The organism is Paenibacillus nanchangensis (assembly GCF_046543445.1).
Classification (GTDB): Bacteria; Bacillota; Bacilli; order Paenibacillales; family Paenibacillaceae; genus Paenibacillus_AQ; species Paenibacillus_AQ nanchangensis.
Window position 1 is genome coordinate 28,840 of record NZ_JBHOFD010000016.1, and the last position, 16,264, is coordinate 45,103.

The window sequence follows — 16,264 nt, forward strand, 5'->3', positions numbered from 1 at the left end:
TTTTCTTTACAGATGGTTGCAGCTTCTCTTACTTCACAGTCTCCAGTAATCTCGATACCATGGTAGCGAACTCTGCTCGGGTAATGTCTTTTGCAGGCTTAAATGTACTGTCTTCATATCCTTTAACGATGTTATTGGATGCCAGGGCATCGATAGAATTATAATACCAGGCATTTTTGTTAACATCTTTGAATGAGGTGTTTCCAGTACCTGTTAGCTTGAAGGCTCTAGTGATTAGTGCGGCTAATTCACTACGGCTAATCTTCGCATTTGGACGGAAGGTTCCATCGCTATATCCGTTGATCAAGCCTGATCCGGCAGCTGCACCAATGAACTTGTTCGCCCAATGCGCTGCAGATACATCTGTGAAGTTGCTTGCTTGTCCTTCAAGTCCCATGTACGTTGCAATGACCTTAATGGCCTCGGCACGGGTCAAGCCTGAATCGGGACGGAAGGTGCCATCGGAATAACCTGTCAGTAATCCCTTCGCAATCAGTGTATCAATACTTGCTCGAGCCCAATGGTTCATTGTATCGGCAAAACTGGCCACTTCGGGTTTAGGTGTTGGTGTTACTACTGGTGCTGGTGTTGCTGTAGGAGCCGGTGTAGCTGTAGGTGTAGGCGTTGGTGTTGCCGGGGGAGTTACAGCACCTCCTCCAGAACCTGGATTGCTTGAGCCGTTATCTGTTGGATCAGGATTAGCAGGGTTTGGAACATAGGGGAGTGCTGGAGCAAAGGCGGTCAGCAGTCTGGCTTGACTTTGTTGCTCAAGCGCATAGCCCATACCTAGAACTTTGGCATCGTCCCATGCTCTGCCCACAAGCTGCATCGAGATCGAATATTCGCTGTCGTTCGTTCCTACAGGAACCACTACCGTAGGCAGACCGACATTAGACGTTAATACACCCGTGTTGCGGTCCGAACTTAACTGAGAGGCTGCGGCGTCATTGTTATATACGTCACTAATGAAACCTGCATAAACAACAGCATCCACGCCATTCTCGTCCATCCAGCCTTTGATAACTTCCTTGTAGTCCGTTCTATACTTGATGTAATCTTGTACAGCCTGTTCAGTCATCCGCGTAGGCGGAGTATACCCTCTTTGATTATAGATAAGCACCTTATCTGAAGCGAGTACACTCGCTCCATCCGCGTAAGGGAACGCCTTATGAAGCTCGATATAGCGCGCCCAGCCTTCCGTAGAACCGTTAATGCCCGAAGGACGGGTAGGGGCTGATGGCATTTTTGACATCTCAACCATTGTCGCGCCTGCTGCCTGAAGCTCTGAGAACTTATTCATTACCGCTTGTCCGGTATCATCATCAGCGTAGCTGGAGATAAAGGATGCGGGGATATATCCGATTCTCTTTCCTTTTAATGCACCAGCATCCAAGGCTTCCTTCCAGTTCTCCGGACGTTTATGATCTGCATCAGCAGTCACGGTGAAAATATCCTGCGGGTCCGTACCCGTTGTAGCATTCAGCATAATGGCCAGGTCTGTTACGGTTTTGGCAATCGGCCCTGCATAATCCTGTCCCCAAGTGAGCGGCAGCACACCTGTAGTACTCGCCATGCCGTCTGTGCCGCGGAAGCTTTTTAGGCTGGCGCCTGTCGTGGGTGCATAGAGAGATACCCCTGTCTGCGATCCCATGGCTGCTGCTGCAAAATCAGCCGCAACAGATACTGCAGATCCGCCGCTTGAGCCAAAAGAGGTTTTGGATGGGTAGAGCGCATTCCATGTCTGCATCCAGCCGCTTTCACTGAAGCTTCCGCTATTTGCAAACTCCGAAGTATTAACTTTACCAATAATGACAGCACCGGCTTCGCGCAGCTTATTCACCTGGAAGGCATCCGTTTCTGGCCGCCAGCCTTCAAGCGCTTTGCTGCCGCCTGTTGTAGGCATATCCTTGGTGTCATAGATATCTTTGATCGCAATCGGAATTCCCAGCAGATCGCCTTTGGCGCCTTGTGCGCGGGCAGCGTCAGCAGCTTTGGCTTGGGCCAGCGCGGTTTCAGATACATGCAGGAAGGCATGGAAGCCGAGTTGCCCCTCATCGTACGCCTTGATCCGGTCCAGATACGCTTGAGTAATTTGTACAGAAGTTGTTTTGCCGCTAATCATATCCTGCTGCATCTCTGCAATGGATTTATTCACAACATCGTAAGGGGACGAAGTGACGAAGGTTTGGGCTGCAGGAGCCTCTGGAATGAACAGGGTATCTCCGGTATCCAGCCCCTCTATAGCAGAGATATCCCAGTTGCTGATGGAACGGATTTGGGCAGGGGTTAATCCGGATACATCCAGCTGCTGATTAAGTCCATTAAGCGTGGCAACCAGATTGTTCAGCCCTGCTTCGCCAGCTTCTCCAACTTGTACAAAATGCACCAGGGATTTCGACTGACCCGGTTCAAGATTTAAGGTATTAATGAAGCCATAGAAATTCGCCTCATTTCCGGACTTAGCTAGAGGTGTGGTGAATGGATTCTGCTGCTGATTCCCTAGAGCGGTTAATCCATTATTAAAAGGATGTGGAGACCCGACTGCAACACCTAGAGGTTTATTGTTTTTGTCACTGCTATCGACAACAATCCATGAATCGTCTGTCGTCACTTCCAGATCATTGGAGTAGGTAGCCTTGACGACTGAAGCATTTGCCGCTGTGCCATATCCTAAGGAGCCGCCGAAGGAGACATCAACCTTTACAGCTATAGCATTCTTATTAGTAAAAGTATCAAAGAATCTAGTTCTATTATTTATTGTATCCACATACACATCACGGGTGACTGTGACATTTCCCAGATTGACAGATTGAGTTGAAGTGAATCGATTAACACCATCGTATTTCAGGTCAAACCCGCGCATCATTTGTCCATTCATCAGGGAGGCAGAAGGCGATGACACTTTAACAAAGATATTACCGAAGCCCTGTACTTGTGTAGTTCCAACAGTACGTAAACTTCCTGTGTCTAAGCTTGGAGCAAAAGCATCGTGAATCTCCCATACTGTGCCACTTTGTGAAGTCACCCTGGTTAATGCATCAGCCGTTTGAACCGGAATCAATCCCGAAGCAAGGACAGATAACGCAATGGACGTAGCTATAACTTGCCTTTTTGTTTTACGCAGACGTTTTAACTTACTCATTTAGGCAATCTTCCTTTCAAGTATGTATATTTTTAGTTGTGTAAGGGAATATAACACTGTAAATCTATTCAGTCAATGAATAATATGAAATTGAACTATTATTAGAGTTTTCAACAAAGAGAAATTACTATATTTATTATTAAGTGCAATAAAATAGAAGTATAGGCGTCTCACCTATAACAAGTAGTGTTACATTGATGATACTTATGCGAAGATGAAGCAAATCGAGTCAGAAACGATCACAGCTAGTTTTTTCATAACTCTGCTTTTCTGCCTGAACTGAACAATAGGGCTGGATTTCACCTGAAAATGCACAAAAAACGGGTATCATCCTCATTCAAGGATAATACCCGCTTATGTTAGTCAGGAGGCCGGTGTGGCCGCCTGTCTTACTGTTCCAAACAAAGTCTGATCAGATCATCGACATGGGCGGTAGCCAGACATTCTACGGTGTCGGCGGCGCCGTAATAGATTTTCACTTCGCCATCGTCCTCCAGAATCATGCCGCCGGGAAAAATGACATCATTGCGGAAGCCTCCGTCTATTTCGTATGGCGCTTCAGGTGCAAGCAGCGGAGAAGCGCTCATCCCAAGAATTTTCTTCGGATTGTTTAGGTCAAGCAGCATAATACCTGCAGTATACCGCTTCTTCCAAGACGGCTCCCAGCCGTTTTTCCCTCTGGCGGGATCGATATCCACCGCATGAAATGTGGTGAGCCAGCCCTTGTCTGTCTTCACGGGAGGTGCTGCCGGACCGATCTTGTCATTGGCGAACGGAACCTGCTCCACCGCCAGCAATAGATCTGACCGTCCCCAATAGATCAGATCCGGCGACTCCGAAATCCATGTGTCGAACCGGTCCCTGCCACCGCGGCTGTACACGGTGAACGGCCGTTCTAGCCGCACATAATTGCCGTTGATCCGCTCTGGGAACAGTACCATATTCCGCAGGTCCGGCGTAGACAAGCTCAGTATTTCAAAGGATTCAAAGTCATCCGTTACTGCGATCCCTCCCCGGATACCATGCCGCGTATCTACAGCGAAGCACATGTAACAGCGGCCCCCGATCACCGTCAGCCGCGGATCGTATGCGCGTACAACCTCTTCGTCGTTCAGTTTAAACACCGGCTTGGGCCCGGCCGTCCAATGAATCCCGTCTTCACTGAAAGCGATACCCAGATCCGTTGTGTTGGACGGTTCAAGGGTCTGCTTCTCGAGTGAGCCATAGTCATTGCGGAATACCATCACATACCGGCCGCCAAACTTAACCACTCCCGCGTTGAACACAAGTGCGGTGGAATAAGGGACCCGGGCCGCATCCAGCACAGGGTTGGCCGGATGACGGCGGATGAGCGGGCTGGACGCCAAAGCTCCTATGATGGGCGTATTTGTATGATTCATCTTTAAATATCCTCCTTGGAGTAGGAATAGGTTCTAGACAATCCGTCCATATTTTGTGAACGGATAGTCGATCGTAATCCGCCCGGCCTGGCAATCGCCAATGCCGCTGTACAGATCGGCCTTGCCGTCCCCCCGCATCACGATCCCTGAAGAAAAGACGCAGTCCGTCAAATACGGTGCCTTGGCGGGTCCGGGCGGGTAGCAGGAGCGGCTTCCAATCAAACGAAGGTCATAGGATTCCCGGGTTACGGGATCGAAGATGAAGGCCATATTCAAATATACCTTTATCTCCTGTTCATTTTCATCCTTATCCTGATAACAAATATGGCCGATAATTCCGATTTTGCCGCTGTCGAGCAGGTAAGCCTGATTAACGCCTCCCCATTCGCCTGCCCCAAAAATACCATGAATGTAAGGGGCGTTCTCAATGACGTCTGCAGTCAACTCTTCCAGCTTGTCAATAACCGTAAAACCGATCATGGATTCGCTGCCATATTGGCCTTTCATCTCGTTGCTGCGCGGGCGCGAGAAGACGCCAATCTTGCCGTCCGCTAAAGAAACGAGACGTATATCTTTCATTTTATTAGGACCGGTGGTGAAGTAGTATAAATTATGGAGGTCGGTCCCCCGGTAAAAATAACCGAAAAACGTGCTGTATTTGCCGCTTTGATATTGCACATGTGTTCCGCCCATCATCAGCTCTTTACCGATTTCACTGATAAACGGGTCCTCCAGCGTATAGATCATGCTATTCTCCACCAAGCTCCACTCATCCTGGCCTGTTTCCTCGAACAGACGGACCCAGGAGCGGGCCCACTCTTCGCGGCGTTCTACCCGTCCGAACAAGTAACGTTTTCCATCCCGTTCAAAAGGAACCGAAATATTATAGACATCAAATCCGTCCACGTTTTTAAATACTAAGGTTGCGCTTTCATAAACGGTTTTAGTTGCTTCAAATTCTTTTTTTTGCTCTTTCAGGCTCAAAACTTGTTCACTCCTTTTTTGTTTCAGCTCTTTTTATTGGAGAGAAGACTGGTATTCCTGAAACTGCTTTTGGTATTCAGCAACCACCTTGTCCAGACCTGCTTTCTTCATTTTGTCCAGCGCTTCCGGGAAGGCTTTGTCGTAGTCCAGCACCCCCATATAGATTGGAGTGATGCTGGCTGAAGCTTCGGAGAGAATATTGGTATATTCGGTTCTTACATTCGTCGGGTCAAAAATAAAGTTGGCGGCAATACTATTGACCGCATTAGGATTTGGCTCAAATAAGACCTTGTTATTGTCAGGAATACTGCTCTCTGGGTCAAAGCGCATAAAGTTCACATTGCCGTTCTGCGAATCAGAGCCTCTGTACCGCGGATTATTATTGTTGTTCGGGTCTTTGATCGGCTTTAAGCCTTTGTCGCCATCTTTAGTGTAGTGCTCACCCTCTATTCCATATTGTACCAGATCATAATTCTCTTGGCTTGCCAGCATCCAATCCATAAATTTAACGGCTGCTTCTGGATGTTTGCTGTTCGCCGGTACGGCATTTCCGTTCTTGAAGGAAAGGGGACGCAAATATTCTTTCTCCGGGTTAAACCATACCACTCCGATATCGTCTACTGTAGCTTCGGGATTGTATTTCTGGAGCCCGTTCAAGCTTCCGCCGGTTCCCAGACGTACGAACCACTCCCCGCTGTCGAGCTGCGCGTCCACTTGCTCCTGCTTCATGACCAGAATATCGGGATTCGTAATTCCCTTTGTGTACAGCTCGCGCATGAAAGCTGCATCTTGCTTGAATTCGTCGGTCTCAATCCAGGATTTGACCTCTCCGTTCTGATTGACATAAAAGAACTTATCCTTAACAGTGAACGGGAAGGTGTCATAGGTCCGGTGCAGGATGGAGGTATGCAGGGAGATCGGGTCAAAATCTGCCCGGGTGCCCAAATAGGGCTTGTTTTTCCCTTTCCAGTTCTTCATAACCGTCTCCCAGGCGCTAATCAGTTCAGCCGGAGTTTTTGGCTCCTGCAAATTGTTCTCGCGGAGAATGTCGCGGCGGATATTGAATTGGCCCTCACTCGCCATTTCCACCCAATAGGAGGGGACGATATAATATTTCCCGCCGATTTTTGCCCCGTTGAAGATATCCTCCGGAATATACTTTTTCAGGTTTGCTCCATACTTTTCAATGGCATCCGAGATATCTGCCAGTGCACCCCGGGTATAGTAGTTGGAGTATGGAGTGCGGTCCTGCATGACATGAAACAGATCGAAATCTTCACCGGTGGACAACATCAGGTTCAGCTTCTGGTCCCACGCATCCCATGGAATGAAGATTTTCTCCACTTCAACGCCGACACCGTCTGCAGCCAGCTTCTCATTAACTTTTTCAAACACCTTCTGGTAGTCTTTGGGTTCGGTGCCGGGAACCACGTATTTGATCCGGACGACCTCAGAAGAATTAGAATTCTCCGCATTCGGGGATGAGGCATTATTTTCCCCGTTTGCAGCAGGGCTGGAATTATCGGACGCCTTGCCGCACCCAATCAGTGTAGAAAGGGCAAGCACCACAGCTAACAGGATTGCGCAGGATTTTTTCATGAATAATACTGACCTCCTCTTGTCTTATTTATGTTAACCCCGAAGGGATGACATCAGCCTTTAACGGAACCTATAACGAGCCCTTTCACGAAGTACTTCTGCAGATACGGATAGAGGAAGACGATCGGCCCGATGGTTACGATGGCTGTCGCCATCTTGACCGACTCTGAAGGAAGCGTAACGTCGCTTGTTCCGGCCAGCATGGCCATATCGTTCAGCATACTGATTTCCGACTGCATCTGCAGAAGCATAAATTGCAGCGGATACAAATCTTTAGTGTCAATCAGCATGATCGCATTCCACCAGTTATTCCAATAGTCCAGTCCGTAGAAGAGGGCAATTGTTGCAAGTACCGGTTTACATAACGGAAGATAAATCCTGAAAGCAATGACAATATCACTTGCCCCGTCTATGGTGGCTGATTCCCGCAGCGAGTCGGGAATTCCGTTCATGAAATTGCGTACAAGAAAGAGGTTGAACGGGCTGAACAGGAGCGACGGAATAATCAGGGCGAAGATGTTATTGGTTAATCCAAGCGACCGGTTCATCAGATACCAGGGCACAACTCCGGCTGAAAAAATCATGGTAATAAAGAAGTAGAGGGCCAGCAGATTGCGGTGTTTCACATTTTTGTTCGCTAGTGTATAGCCCGCCATAGAAGTAATTAGAATGGCCAGCATTGTACCGACAACCGTAACAAAGATAGAAATTCCATAGCTCTTAATGACTTGGGAGCCGCTCGTAAAGATCAGCTTATAGGCATATAGAGAGAATTTCTCTGGAAAGAAGCTGTAGCCGTTTTTCAGAATAGCATCCTCATCCGTGATTGAAATCATCAGCACGAGCAGCATCGGAAGCAGGCAAAACGCCGAATAAGCCGCAGTCAGCGTGTACATGACCGTTTTGCTGATTGATAATTTTGTCATTAATACTCCTCCCCAAGCCTTCCTTAATAACCAGGATCAGATTTAATATAAAGCGCCGTCTTTAAAAAACTTGCGGGTAATGGTATTTGTGCCGAAAACAAGGATAAATCCGATGACCGACTGGAAAAGTCCGACGGCCATGGCTTCGGAGGGATCGCCAATCTGACGCAAGGAACGGAATACATACGTATCAATGATATCCGTGGTCGAATACAAGGTGCCGTTGTCGCCAACCAGCGCATAGATCATCCCGAAATCACCGTACATAATTTTGCCGACCGAGAGCATTGTCAGGATAATAACGGTTGGCATCATGAGCGGAATCGTAATCCGAAGGCACATCTGCCAGCGGTTGGCCCCGTCAATCTCGGCAGCTTCATACAAAGTCTCATCGATGCCAGTAATGGTTGCCAAGTAAATGATGGCGCTCATTCCGGCTCCTTTCCACACATGCATGATGGTTAGAATCGCCGGCCATGACTGTGCTTCGGTATACCAGTTCACTGAGGCCATACCGAGCTGGTTTAGCAATTGGTTAACGATTCCCATATCCATAGAAAAAAGCGCATACAGCATATAGCTAATAACGATCCAGGATATGAAATTCGGGAATAACATCAGGGATTGACTGATCTTCACAAACAGCTTCTTGCGCAGTTCGTTTAGAACCAGTGAAATAGCCAGCGCCATCAGCGTACCGAAAATGATAAAAAGTAAATTCAAGTAAATGGTGTTGAAGGTAATTGTAAGCGCTTTATTTGAGTTGAAGAAAAATTCAAAGTTTTTAAATCCCACCCATTCGCTATGGAAGATTCCTTTTGTATAATTAAAACGCTGGAAAGCAATGACCATATAAGGATACGTCATATATCCGAAAATAAAAGTGTATGCCATTGCCGGCAAAACCAACAAATAGGATGTACCATTCCTGCGAATGTCAGACAGTATGCTCCATCCTGGACGCCGTCTCTTTTTCAATTCCTGTTCCTCCCCCTGTGAATTTCTTCTGCCGCCTGGCTGCCAGCAGTGTGTGCCTTGATTCCAGATTAGCCATGGCACCCCTAAGTGTCCATTTCAAAACCAGGGGAACGCTTTCAAATTAGATTACAAGGCTTTCAAAAAAACGAAATGGCTTTCATTTTCGCCTGATTTGGTACTTTTTCGGCCGGAAATGTACTATAGTTTAGAAATGATAACGAGCAGCATTGGGAGGAGTTCAGCATGCGGACAACCATCAACCGGCTTGTTCGATACAAGGCATTTCAAAAACTCACAATCTCATATTTCCTTCTCGTTCTTCTAACCGTAAGCCTGCTATCCGGTGTACTGTTCTCCCTATTCTCCAGAAGCGCCATAAAGGAGATCGAACGTAATTCCCGGGCGATGTTGTCCCAGATCACTTACGCCTCCGATGTAGTCTATAACCAGGTCATTACAATCGGAAATACACTGCTGATTCAACCGGAAATCCTTTCATTCCTGGATGAGACGGTGGAGTCTAAAGTAAGCAATTATCATATTTTTCAGCAGCTCGAACAAATTAAAAACGTGTACCCTTATATACACAGTATCGGGATCCACCGGCCTTCTACAGGAACTACAATCGATACAGCCGGGCTTCCATTTGACGTTTCGCTCACCACCCTCAGCGCGAAGCAGTATATGGAATTTAATCCGCGCAGCCTGAAGGTTGCGAGCCGCAACAACGGTAAACCATTACAGTTCCTGACCTTCCTGCTGTACCCGAATTACTCATACCAGACCCCCAGCAATCCGCTGATTTATATCAATGTGGAGGAGCAGTCGATCCTGACGACCATTCGCAAGATCAGCAAAGCGGACGCCGCTAATAACGTCTTTGTTATCAATAATGAAGGTAAAGTGCTGTCTCATACCGATTCCAATCTATTTCTGGATGATTTATCCGAAGAAGAGTATGTGCGGACGATATTAATCGAGAACCAAAATGAGAACAGCTTCACCACAACGATCGCAAACCAAAGGAATCTGGTCACTTATGTAAAATCAGAGGAACTGGACTGGTATTTTGTAAGCGTTTCACCGTATTCCGAGCTCATTTCTAACATCGACCAACTCCGGGGGATTACGTTGCTTGTGACAGCCGGGATTGTACTTGCAGGTCTATTGATCTCTATCCTTTTGACCTCAAACATGAATAGACCCTTATCGGCGCTGCTTGAAAAAGTCATGCCAAACACCACCCAGCCCGCATCCGGCTTGGCGCCTATTGATGAATACAAAATGGTGACCGAGGTCCTCCATTCCTTTCATGAACGTGAGAAATCGATGCAGTTTGTAATCACCCACTCTTCGCGAACCGTCCGTGAGCATTATCTGCATGCCTTGCTTTGCGGTCATTCACTGGAACACTCAGTTTCGAATGAGATTCTTAAGGATATCGGCGAGGAGGTAGCTGGGCCGTTTTTTTGCGTTCTAGTGTTCAAAATTAATGAGCTTGAGTCTATGGGGGAGAGGGTCGAGGGGAAACAGCAGTCCTTGCTGCGCTTCGCTTTGGGAAATATCGCAAAAGAGATGCTTGAGCATATCGGCACCTGTGATTATCTCATTATGGGAGGAAGTGAAGCCGTCGCCATCCTTCAATACACGGAAAGTCAGCCTCCGGAGGAACTCAAGCCTGCCTTACGTAATATTCAAAGTTTCCTGAATCGCTACTTCAAGGTGACAGTATCTATAGGTATAGGCGATGTATGCATTGGAAAAAGTAATCTTCCGTCCTCGTATACTTCAGCGCAGCAGTATGTAAAATACCGGCTAATCTATGGGAAGGAAGCGATTCTGGACGCTATAGCGACACGCCGCCATGTTTTGACGGCCTTGAGTTATCCTAGCTCCTACGAGAAGAAGCTGATTGATCTTGTGCAGCACGGCAAGCCTGAACCTATTGTTAGCGCAATAGAAGAATTTATCGATAAAATATCCAGCGGTTCAGTTAATCAGGTCATCACCTATAGCACTCAGCTCATGTTGTCTTTGCTTAAGCATTTTGACTATTTACAGCATGTGCCGGATTCTAATTTTAATGAGTACCTGCAAGCGGTAACCGATATTGAGTGGGCGGAAGATTTGGCGGAGATCAAAAACATTTTCAGCCGCTATTGCTATAAAATCTGTACATTAATTGAAGAAAAAAATCATTGGATGAATGCGCAAAAGCATAATCTTCTCATTGAAAAAGTACAGAATTACATTCATGAACATTATGCCGAGCCTAACATATCCCTCGATCTGGTATCCAACATCGCCGGGCTGTCACCCAGCTATCTGGGGAAACTGTTCAAAGGAGCGACCCGGCAATCATTTAGTGAATACTTGAACAACACCCGGCTGGAAAAAGCAAAAGGTCTGCTTGCTTCTACCCCTGAGACTGCGGCCAAGATCAGTGAATCGGTAGGGATCTACAACATCACTTACTTCTCCACCTTGTTCAAGAAAAAGTACGGGCTGACCCCATCGGCCTTCCGCGAGCAGGAGGCGATGAAAAGTACTGGGAGTGATGAAAAGGAGTGATGTGTTGAACAAAATTTTGATGGGCAAATTTGTTAATGGTGTTGGGAAAGGCTTCTTGATTCTATCTTGCTTGTTCCTGCTAATTGCTTGTAGTAAAAATGATGAAAGGTTTAATGGAGTTGTACACACTATAGATACGGAAAATATGAAGATGTTGGTGATTCATCAGCTGCAGGAAAACGATCTAGATAAAGATTACAAACAGCTCCTTGATTCTGGCGAGTACCCTCAAGCCATCTGGGTAAATAAAATTACACCCTCTCTCTATACAAAGGGGGATGAGATTGAAGTATCCTTTAAAGCAAGCGATGATTCCTTTCCAGCACAAGTTACCGCAAAAGAAGTAACCATAATAAAAAACAAAGAAAATTGAGATCTAAATTAATTCATAGGCGGATTTAAATTTAATGGCCGGATTCTCTTTAGAGAGTCCGGTTATTTTTAGCGCTTGGATTTGACTTAGAAGATCATGCTTGACATACGGTGGGGGGGTATAGTAAATTGGCTGAGAGGCCGCACAACTGCTGAATTAAAGGTGATCGGACTTGCGTAATAAACATCAATAATTTCTTATCCTGTGGCTTACTTTTTTTGTTTGCATTATACCCCGTGGGGGTATGTGGACGCGCAGGATGAAACCGAATAAAGCTGTGATAATACGTAAACTAAAGGAGATCTGCTACATGGGGGAGCACGTGAAGATTGCGGTCAGTCCGCCGGTTCAGTTAGGCGGCAGCCTTTTTAACGCCAAGCAGTTGATTCGTGTCGGTGAGCTAACGGAAGACAAAGCCGCCATCGAAATGACACCGTTCAAACAGTTATATGTTGAGGTGCCGCTTGATAAAAGAGATGAGATCACAGATGAACTAAGGGAGGTTGGACTTGAGGTCAATCAGCCGGGTTTTGTAGTCAAAAGCTTAATCGCTTGCAATTTTTGCAGAGGCGCGGAAGAGTCGGGATTAGAGACAGCCCGAAAAGTAAATGCTGCAATTGCAGGCATTGAAACACCCACTCCACTGAAGGTTGGGTTTGCGGGGTGTGCACTTGGTACAAGTGAACCGCTGCTGAAAGACATCGGTATTGTAAAGATGAGGGATACGTTCGATGTTTATGTTGGCGGAGACCCGAAGGGCCTCAAAGCGTCTGTTGCCAAACGGCTTTTATCTGGAATAACAGAAGACCGGATTGCTTCCGTGGTCACGGCCATCATTGATTACTATACGTCAAACGCAAAAGGCAAAGAAAAGTTCAGCAAATTCGTTGCGCGTATATCCATAGAGAAGTTGCAGCAAATTGCAGGGCACTAATACATGCAGCTTTTGTTTCTGAAGGAGATGGAATAATGAAAGAACCAACAGAACTGACTACAATTAGTGAAATTGAAGCATTTCTCGAAAATCACGGCTTGAGCTTTTTATATGTATCCAGGCCGGACTGCAGTACCTGCCACGCTCTGCTGCCTAAGCTGAAAGAGCTGTTGGCCGAATATCCGCACCTCTCTTTTGGGCATATCGATGCCAGCCAGGTTGAAGCAGTAGCGGAAAAGTTTCTGATCTTTAGCGCGCCGACCATGCTTTTGATCATTGATCAAAAAGAGTATTTAAGAGAGGATCGCTTTGTCCGCTTTGCATTATTAAAGGAAAAGCTGGACCGTATCTATCGGAATTATTGGTCAAACACGTAAATCTCTCAGGAAGGAAGTCCATCCTGAGAGATTTTAAAAAGGGAAACGCTAATTGTCACAGGATTTTAACTGCGGGTCTGCATTGCTGCACCTTACTGTGTTATGCGGAACGGTTGCAGAAAGCGGGCTCCGTCTCAATCCAGCCTCAACCCATCCTCAACCCATCCTCAACCCATCCTCAACCCATCCTCATATTACAGATCAATTTTCCAGCTGCCCATCCGCTTGGCTTGTTCCGGGTCCAGGTACGATAAGAACAGACTTTCTTTTGTATCGAGAGTAGAGATCCGGGCCATGTCGTCCGCACTCAGTTCAAAATCAAAAATATCGAAGTTTTCAACAATCCGCTCTTTACGCACCGATTTTGGAATCACGACGATTCCACGCTGGACAAGCCAGCGCAGCACAACCTGGGCGACAGACTTGTTGTGTTGTTCTGCAATCGAAGCCAGCACTTCATTGCCGAATAGGTTGTTAAGCCCTTCAGCGAACGGAGCCCATGACTGGTGCTGCACGCCTTGCTCTTTCATAAAAGCGGCGTTTTCAGCCTGCTGGTAGAACGGGTGCGTCTCGATCTGGTTGACGGCGGGGACGATTTTGTTATGCATGATAAGGTCCATCAGACGGTCGGGCAGGAAGTTGCTGACCCCAATCGCTTTGATTTTGCCTTCACTGTACAGCTCTTCCATCGCGCGCCATGCGCCGTAGTAATCGCCGAACGGCTGGTGGATCAGGTACAGATCGAGATAATCGAGCTGCAGTTTTTTCAGCGATTTGGCAAACGCCAGCTTGGCACTGTCGTAGCCGGCATCCTGAACCCACAACTTGGTCGTGATGAACAGCTCTTCGCGTGGTATGCCGCTGCGCTTGACCGCGCGTCCGACCGCTTCCTCATTCAGATAGCCGGAGGCGGTGTCGATCAGGCGGTAACCGGCCATCAGCGCTTCGTATACCGCGTTTTCGCATTCTTCCGCATCGGGAATTTGGTAGACACCGAAGCCGAGGATCGGCATTTCCACTCCATTGTTCAATGTGACGGTTTGCATTGTCATTCCTCCCAGTAATCAGATGGTTAAAAGCAAACGGCGCGTAATCCGGAACCGGCGCTGCAGCGGGGATTCCGCTTACGGCTGATTTGCGTTATAGTTAGCTTAATACCTTCGTGTAACACGAAGGCAAGCCCTCTACACAATTTATTTTCCCGGGAGGATTCCATATGCACACAGTGAAAGAAGCTGCTATGATAACGGGGCTCACCGAGCATGCCGTACGTTTTTATACCGATAAAGGACTGATACCAAGCGTACAGCGCAATCAAAACAATATCCGGATGTTCGACGAAGAATCGATCAACTGGCTGCTTGGCGTCAAATGCCTCAAGCAATCCGGGATGCCGATTGATGTCATTAAAAAGTACATTGACCTCTGCCTCGAAGGGGATGCTACCATTCCGCAGCGCTGCGCTCTTATCATGGAGCATAAAGAAGCTGCGCTGATTAAACTCGAAGAAGCCAAACGGCACATTGCCCACTTGGAACAAAAAACCGCTTTGTATCAAGCCATACTGGAGGGCCGCTCTATAGACACCACCAATCCCGCCAACTGGGAAAAAATTCAGTATATGCATGGGGATGTGTTTTATTCGCCTTCTGTCCGGAATGGGTGACTTGGTGTGAGGGGAGAATACATCAATGATGAACCAGGTAATATGTGAAACAAGATCGTATACAAATGAATTCACCTTACACGAGCATGAGTATGCACAATTTCTTTTTCCATTAAAGGGTTCCTTAGATTTGCAGACGGAGTGGCAAGAGGTCCAGCTTAACCCCGATTATTGTTTTTATCTCCCGCCCGGGTCCGTTCATAACTTCCGTTCTGTGGGCAGCAATGAGTTTCTAATCTTAGATATTCCAACACGCTTCTTGCCGGAAAATACAACTGACATGTATATACGGTTAGATCAGCAATGGGCTTCGATCCGCTATTTGCTTGAAGAAGAGGCGACAAATCAGGGAAATCTGCCTTCATTAGAACATTTAACGAGATATGTGGCCAACAAACTTCAAACTTCGCTGCCGCCTTCGGTGGAGTACATTCATCATCATTTTAAAGAGCCAATTAGACTAGAAACTCTAGCCCAAATAGAGCATTACCACCCCATCTATTATTCCGCATGGTTTAAGAGGAAAACGGGGAAAAGTCCAAAAGTGTACATAGCTGAACTTCGATTGAAAGAAGCGAAACATTTATTAAGGTCTACAGAATGGTCCATGTCGGCTATTAGTGAAGAATTAAGATTCGAAAATTCCTCGTCGTTTACAAGATGGTTTGTGAATTGGGAGGGAATATCGCCGCACAAGTATAGAATTCTTAATATGAGATAAAAAGAGGATTAACTTTGGTAAAGAAAAGAGGATAGAAGATGGTTTACTCTATATCTAGCTAATGTGTATTGGGGTCTGCAATTTATTGGTAAGTAAAGTTATTGATGATTTCTCTTGAGGATAGGAGGGTGGTTATATTCTATGACAACCATTGAGGACTTTTATAAATTGGATATTCGTGTGGGCACGGTCATCCAGGCCATGCCTTTTCCTGAAGCAAAAAAACCTGCGATTAAACTGCACATTGATTTTGGGGAAGAGATTGGGATAAAACATTCTTCAGCTCAGATTACAAAAAGATATGCTCCCGATCATCTGATAGGACGTCAGGTGGTGGGAGTGGTGAATCTTCCTCCCCGCCGCATTGCAGGGTTCAAGTCAGAGGTTTTGGTCATAGGCGGAGTCCCCGAAGAGGGAGACGTTGTCCTGTTACAGCCGGATCAGCCGGTTGCAATTGGAACGCGTATTTCATAGTAGCAAAAAACAGTGTTTGTGTTTGCTGGTAATTATGAACGGGGGAAATCCCATCCTTTGGCTGGCTGGGAGTGGGGGGCGCGTAACAATAGAATGTTTTAGGAAGCAACTTGTCTGCG

14 protein-coding genes are annotated in these 16,264 nt (G+C 46.8%); 7 read left to right on the top strand and 7 right to left on the bottom strand.

The window, feature by feature from the left end; genetic code table 11:
- Positions 1 to 28: 28 nt before the first annotated feature.
- The 6 genes from ACE6ED_RS14390 to ACE6ED_RS14415 form a co-directional block, all read right to left on the bottom strand.
- Positions 29 to 3,142 (bottom strand): amidase family protein, encoded by a 3,114-nt coding sequence (locus ACE6ED_RS14390; RefSeq protein WP_410827875.1) that lies wholly within the window; start codon positions 3,140 to 3,142, stop codon positions 29 to 31.
- Between the two features lie 389 nt (positions 3,143 to 3,531).
- Positions 3,532 to 4,542, bottom strand: coding sequence for a glycoside hydrolase family 130 protein (locus ACE6ED_RS14395; RefSeq protein ID WP_410827876.1), 1,011 nt, complete (start codon positions 4,540 to 4,542; stop codon positions 3,532 to 3,534).
- A 33-nt stretch (positions 4,543 to 4,575) separates the two neighbouring features.
- The gene (locus tag ACE6ED_RS14400; protein WP_410827877.1) at positions 4,576 to 5,526 is read right to left on the bottom strand and encodes an MTP-1 family protein; all 951 of its coding nucleotides are present in this window, start codon (positions 5,524 to 5,526) and stop codon (positions 4,576 to 4,578) included.
- 33 nt (positions 5,527 to 5,559) lie between these two features.
- A complete protein-coding gene (locus ACE6ED_RS14405; RefSeq protein ID WP_410827878.1) occupies positions 5,560 to 7,125 on the bottom strand; it encodes an extracellular solute-binding protein in 1,566 nt (521 codons plus the stop codon).
- 53 nt (positions 7,126 to 7,178) lie between these two features.
- On the bottom strand, positions 7,179 to 8,051 hold the full coding sequence (locus ACE6ED_RS14410; RefSeq protein ID WP_410827879.1) for a carbohydrate ABC transporter permease: 873 nt from the start codon (positions 8,049 to 8,051) through the stop codon (positions 7,179 to 7,181).
- Positions 8,052 to 8,093: 42 nt separating this feature from the next.
- Positions 8,094 to 8,945, bottom strand: a complete 852-nt coding sequence (locus ACE6ED_RS14415) for an ABC transporter permease (RefSeq protein WP_410827880.1) — start codon at positions 8,943 to 8,945, stop codon at positions 8,094 to 8,096.
- A 327-nt stretch (positions 8,946 to 9,272) separates the two neighbouring features.
- On the opposite strand from ACE6ED_RS14415, the gene ACE6ED_RS14420 reads away from it, so the two are divergent.
- The 4 genes from ACE6ED_RS14420 to ACE6ED_RS14435 all read left to right on the top strand — a co-directional run bounded on the left by ACE6ED_RS14420 (position 9,273) and on the right by ACE6ED_RS14435 (position 13,284).
- Positions 9,273 to 11,600 carry a helix-turn-helix domain-containing protein gene (locus ACE6ED_RS14420; protein WP_410827881.1) on the top strand — a complete coding sequence of 776 codons (2,328 nt, stop codon included), beginning with the start codon at positions 9,273 to 9,275 and terminating at the stop codon, positions 11,598 to 11,600.
- Between the two features lie 4 nt (positions 11,601 to 11,604).
- Positions 11,605 to 11,973: a DUF3221 domain-containing protein gene (locus tag ACE6ED_RS14425; protein WP_410827882.1), complete on the top strand. Its 369-nt coding sequence runs from the start codon at positions 11,605 to 11,607 to the stop codon at positions 11,971 to 11,973.
- A gap of 310 nt (positions 11,974 to 12,283) precedes the next feature.
- Positions 12,284 to 12,907, top strand: coding sequence for a nitrite reductase (locus tag ACE6ED_RS14430; protein WP_410827883.1), 624 nt, complete (start codon positions 12,284 to 12,286; stop codon positions 12,905 to 12,907).
- A gap of 35 nt (positions 12,908 to 12,942) precedes the next feature.
- A complete protein-coding gene (locus tag ACE6ED_RS14435) occupies positions 12,943 to 13,284 on the top strand; it encodes a thioredoxin family protein (protein ID WP_410827884.1) in 342 nt (113 codons plus the stop codon).
- A 194-nt stretch (positions 13,285 to 13,478) separates the two neighbouring features.
- Here ACE6ED_RS14435 and ACE6ED_RS14440 read toward each other — a convergent pair whose 3' ends face one another.
- Positions 13,479 to 14,330, bottom strand: coding sequence for an aldo/keto reductase (locus tag ACE6ED_RS14440; protein ID WP_410827885.1), 852 nt, complete (start codon positions 14,328 to 14,330; stop codon positions 13,479 to 13,481).
- A 170-nt stretch (positions 14,331 to 14,500) separates the two neighbouring features.
- Here ACE6ED_RS14440 and ACE6ED_RS14445 point away from each other — a divergent pair, with 170 nt between their 5' ends.
- The 3 genes from ACE6ED_RS14445 (at position 14,501) to csaA (ending at position 16,145) form a co-directional block, all read left to right on the top strand.
- On the top strand, positions 14,501 to 14,950 hold the full coding sequence (locus ACE6ED_RS14445; RefSeq protein WP_410827886.1) for a MerR family transcriptional regulator: 450 nt from the start codon (positions 14,501 to 14,503) through the stop codon (positions 14,948 to 14,950).
- A 25-nt stretch (positions 14,951 to 14,975) separates the two neighbouring features.
- Positions 14,976 to 15,671, top strand: coding sequence for an AraC family transcriptional regulator (locus ACE6ED_RS14450; RefSeq protein WP_410827887.1), 696 nt, complete (start codon positions 14,976 to 14,978; stop codon positions 15,669 to 15,671).
- A gap of 141 nt (positions 15,672 to 15,812) precedes the next feature.
- The gene (gene csaA, locus ACE6ED_RS14455) at positions 15,813 to 16,145 is read left to right on the top strand and encodes a chaperone CsaA (RefSeq protein WP_410827888.1); all 333 of its coding nucleotides are present in this window, start codon (positions 15,813 to 15,815) and stop codon (positions 16,143 to 16,145) included.
- Positions 16,146 to 16,264 lie beyond the last annotated feature (119 nt).

Excerpts from the sequence above, each read along its gene's own strand:
- ACE6ED_RS14390 (WP_410827875.1), bottom strand. The coding sequence starts at position 3,142 with ATGAGTAAGTTAAAACGTCTGCGTAAAACAAAAAGGCAAGTTATAGCT.
- ACE6ED_RS14395 (WP_410827876.1), bottom strand. The coding sequence starts at position 4,542 with ATGAATCATACAAATACGCCCATCATAGGAGCTTTGGCGTCCAGCCCG.
- ACE6ED_RS14405 (WP_410827878.1), bottom strand. The coding sequence starts at position 7,125 with ATGAAAAAATCCTGCGCAATCCTGTTAGCTGTGGTGCTTGCCCTTTCT.
- ACE6ED_RS14410 (WP_410827879.1), bottom strand. The coding sequence starts at position 8,051 with ATGACAAAATTATCAATCAGCAAAACGGTCATGTACACGCTGACTGCG.
- ACE6ED_RS14415 (WP_410827880.1), bottom strand. The coding sequence starts at position 8,945 with ATGGCATACACTTTTATTTTCGGATATATGACGTATCCTTATATGGTC.
- ACE6ED_RS14420 (WP_410827881.1), top strand. The coding sequence starts at position 9,273 with ATGCGGACAACCATCAACCGGCTTGTTCGATACAAGGCATTTCAAAAA.
- ACE6ED_RS14430 (WP_410827883.1), top strand. The coding sequence starts at position 12,284 with ATGGGGGAGCACGTGAAGATTGCGGTCAGTCCGCCGGTTCAGTTAGGC.
- ACE6ED_RS14435 (WP_410827884.1), top strand. The coding sequence starts at position 12,943 with ATGAAAGAACCAACAGAACTGACTACAATTAGTGAAATTGAAGCATTT.
- ACE6ED_RS14440 (WP_410827885.1), bottom strand. The coding sequence starts at position 14,330 with ATGCAAACCGTCACATTGAACAATGGAGTGGAAATGCCGATCCTCGGC.
- ACE6ED_RS14445 (WP_410827886.1), top strand. The coding sequence starts at position 14,501 with ATGCACACAGTGAAAGAAGCTGCTATGATAACGGGGCTCACCGAGCAT.
- ACE6ED_RS14450 (WP_410827887.1), top strand. The coding sequence starts at position 14,976 with ATGATGAACCAGGTAATATGTGAAACAAGATCGTATACAAATGAATTC.
- csaA (WP_410827888.1), top strand. The coding sequence starts at position 15,813 with ATGACAACCATTGAGGACTTTTATAAATTGGATATTCGTGTGGGCACG.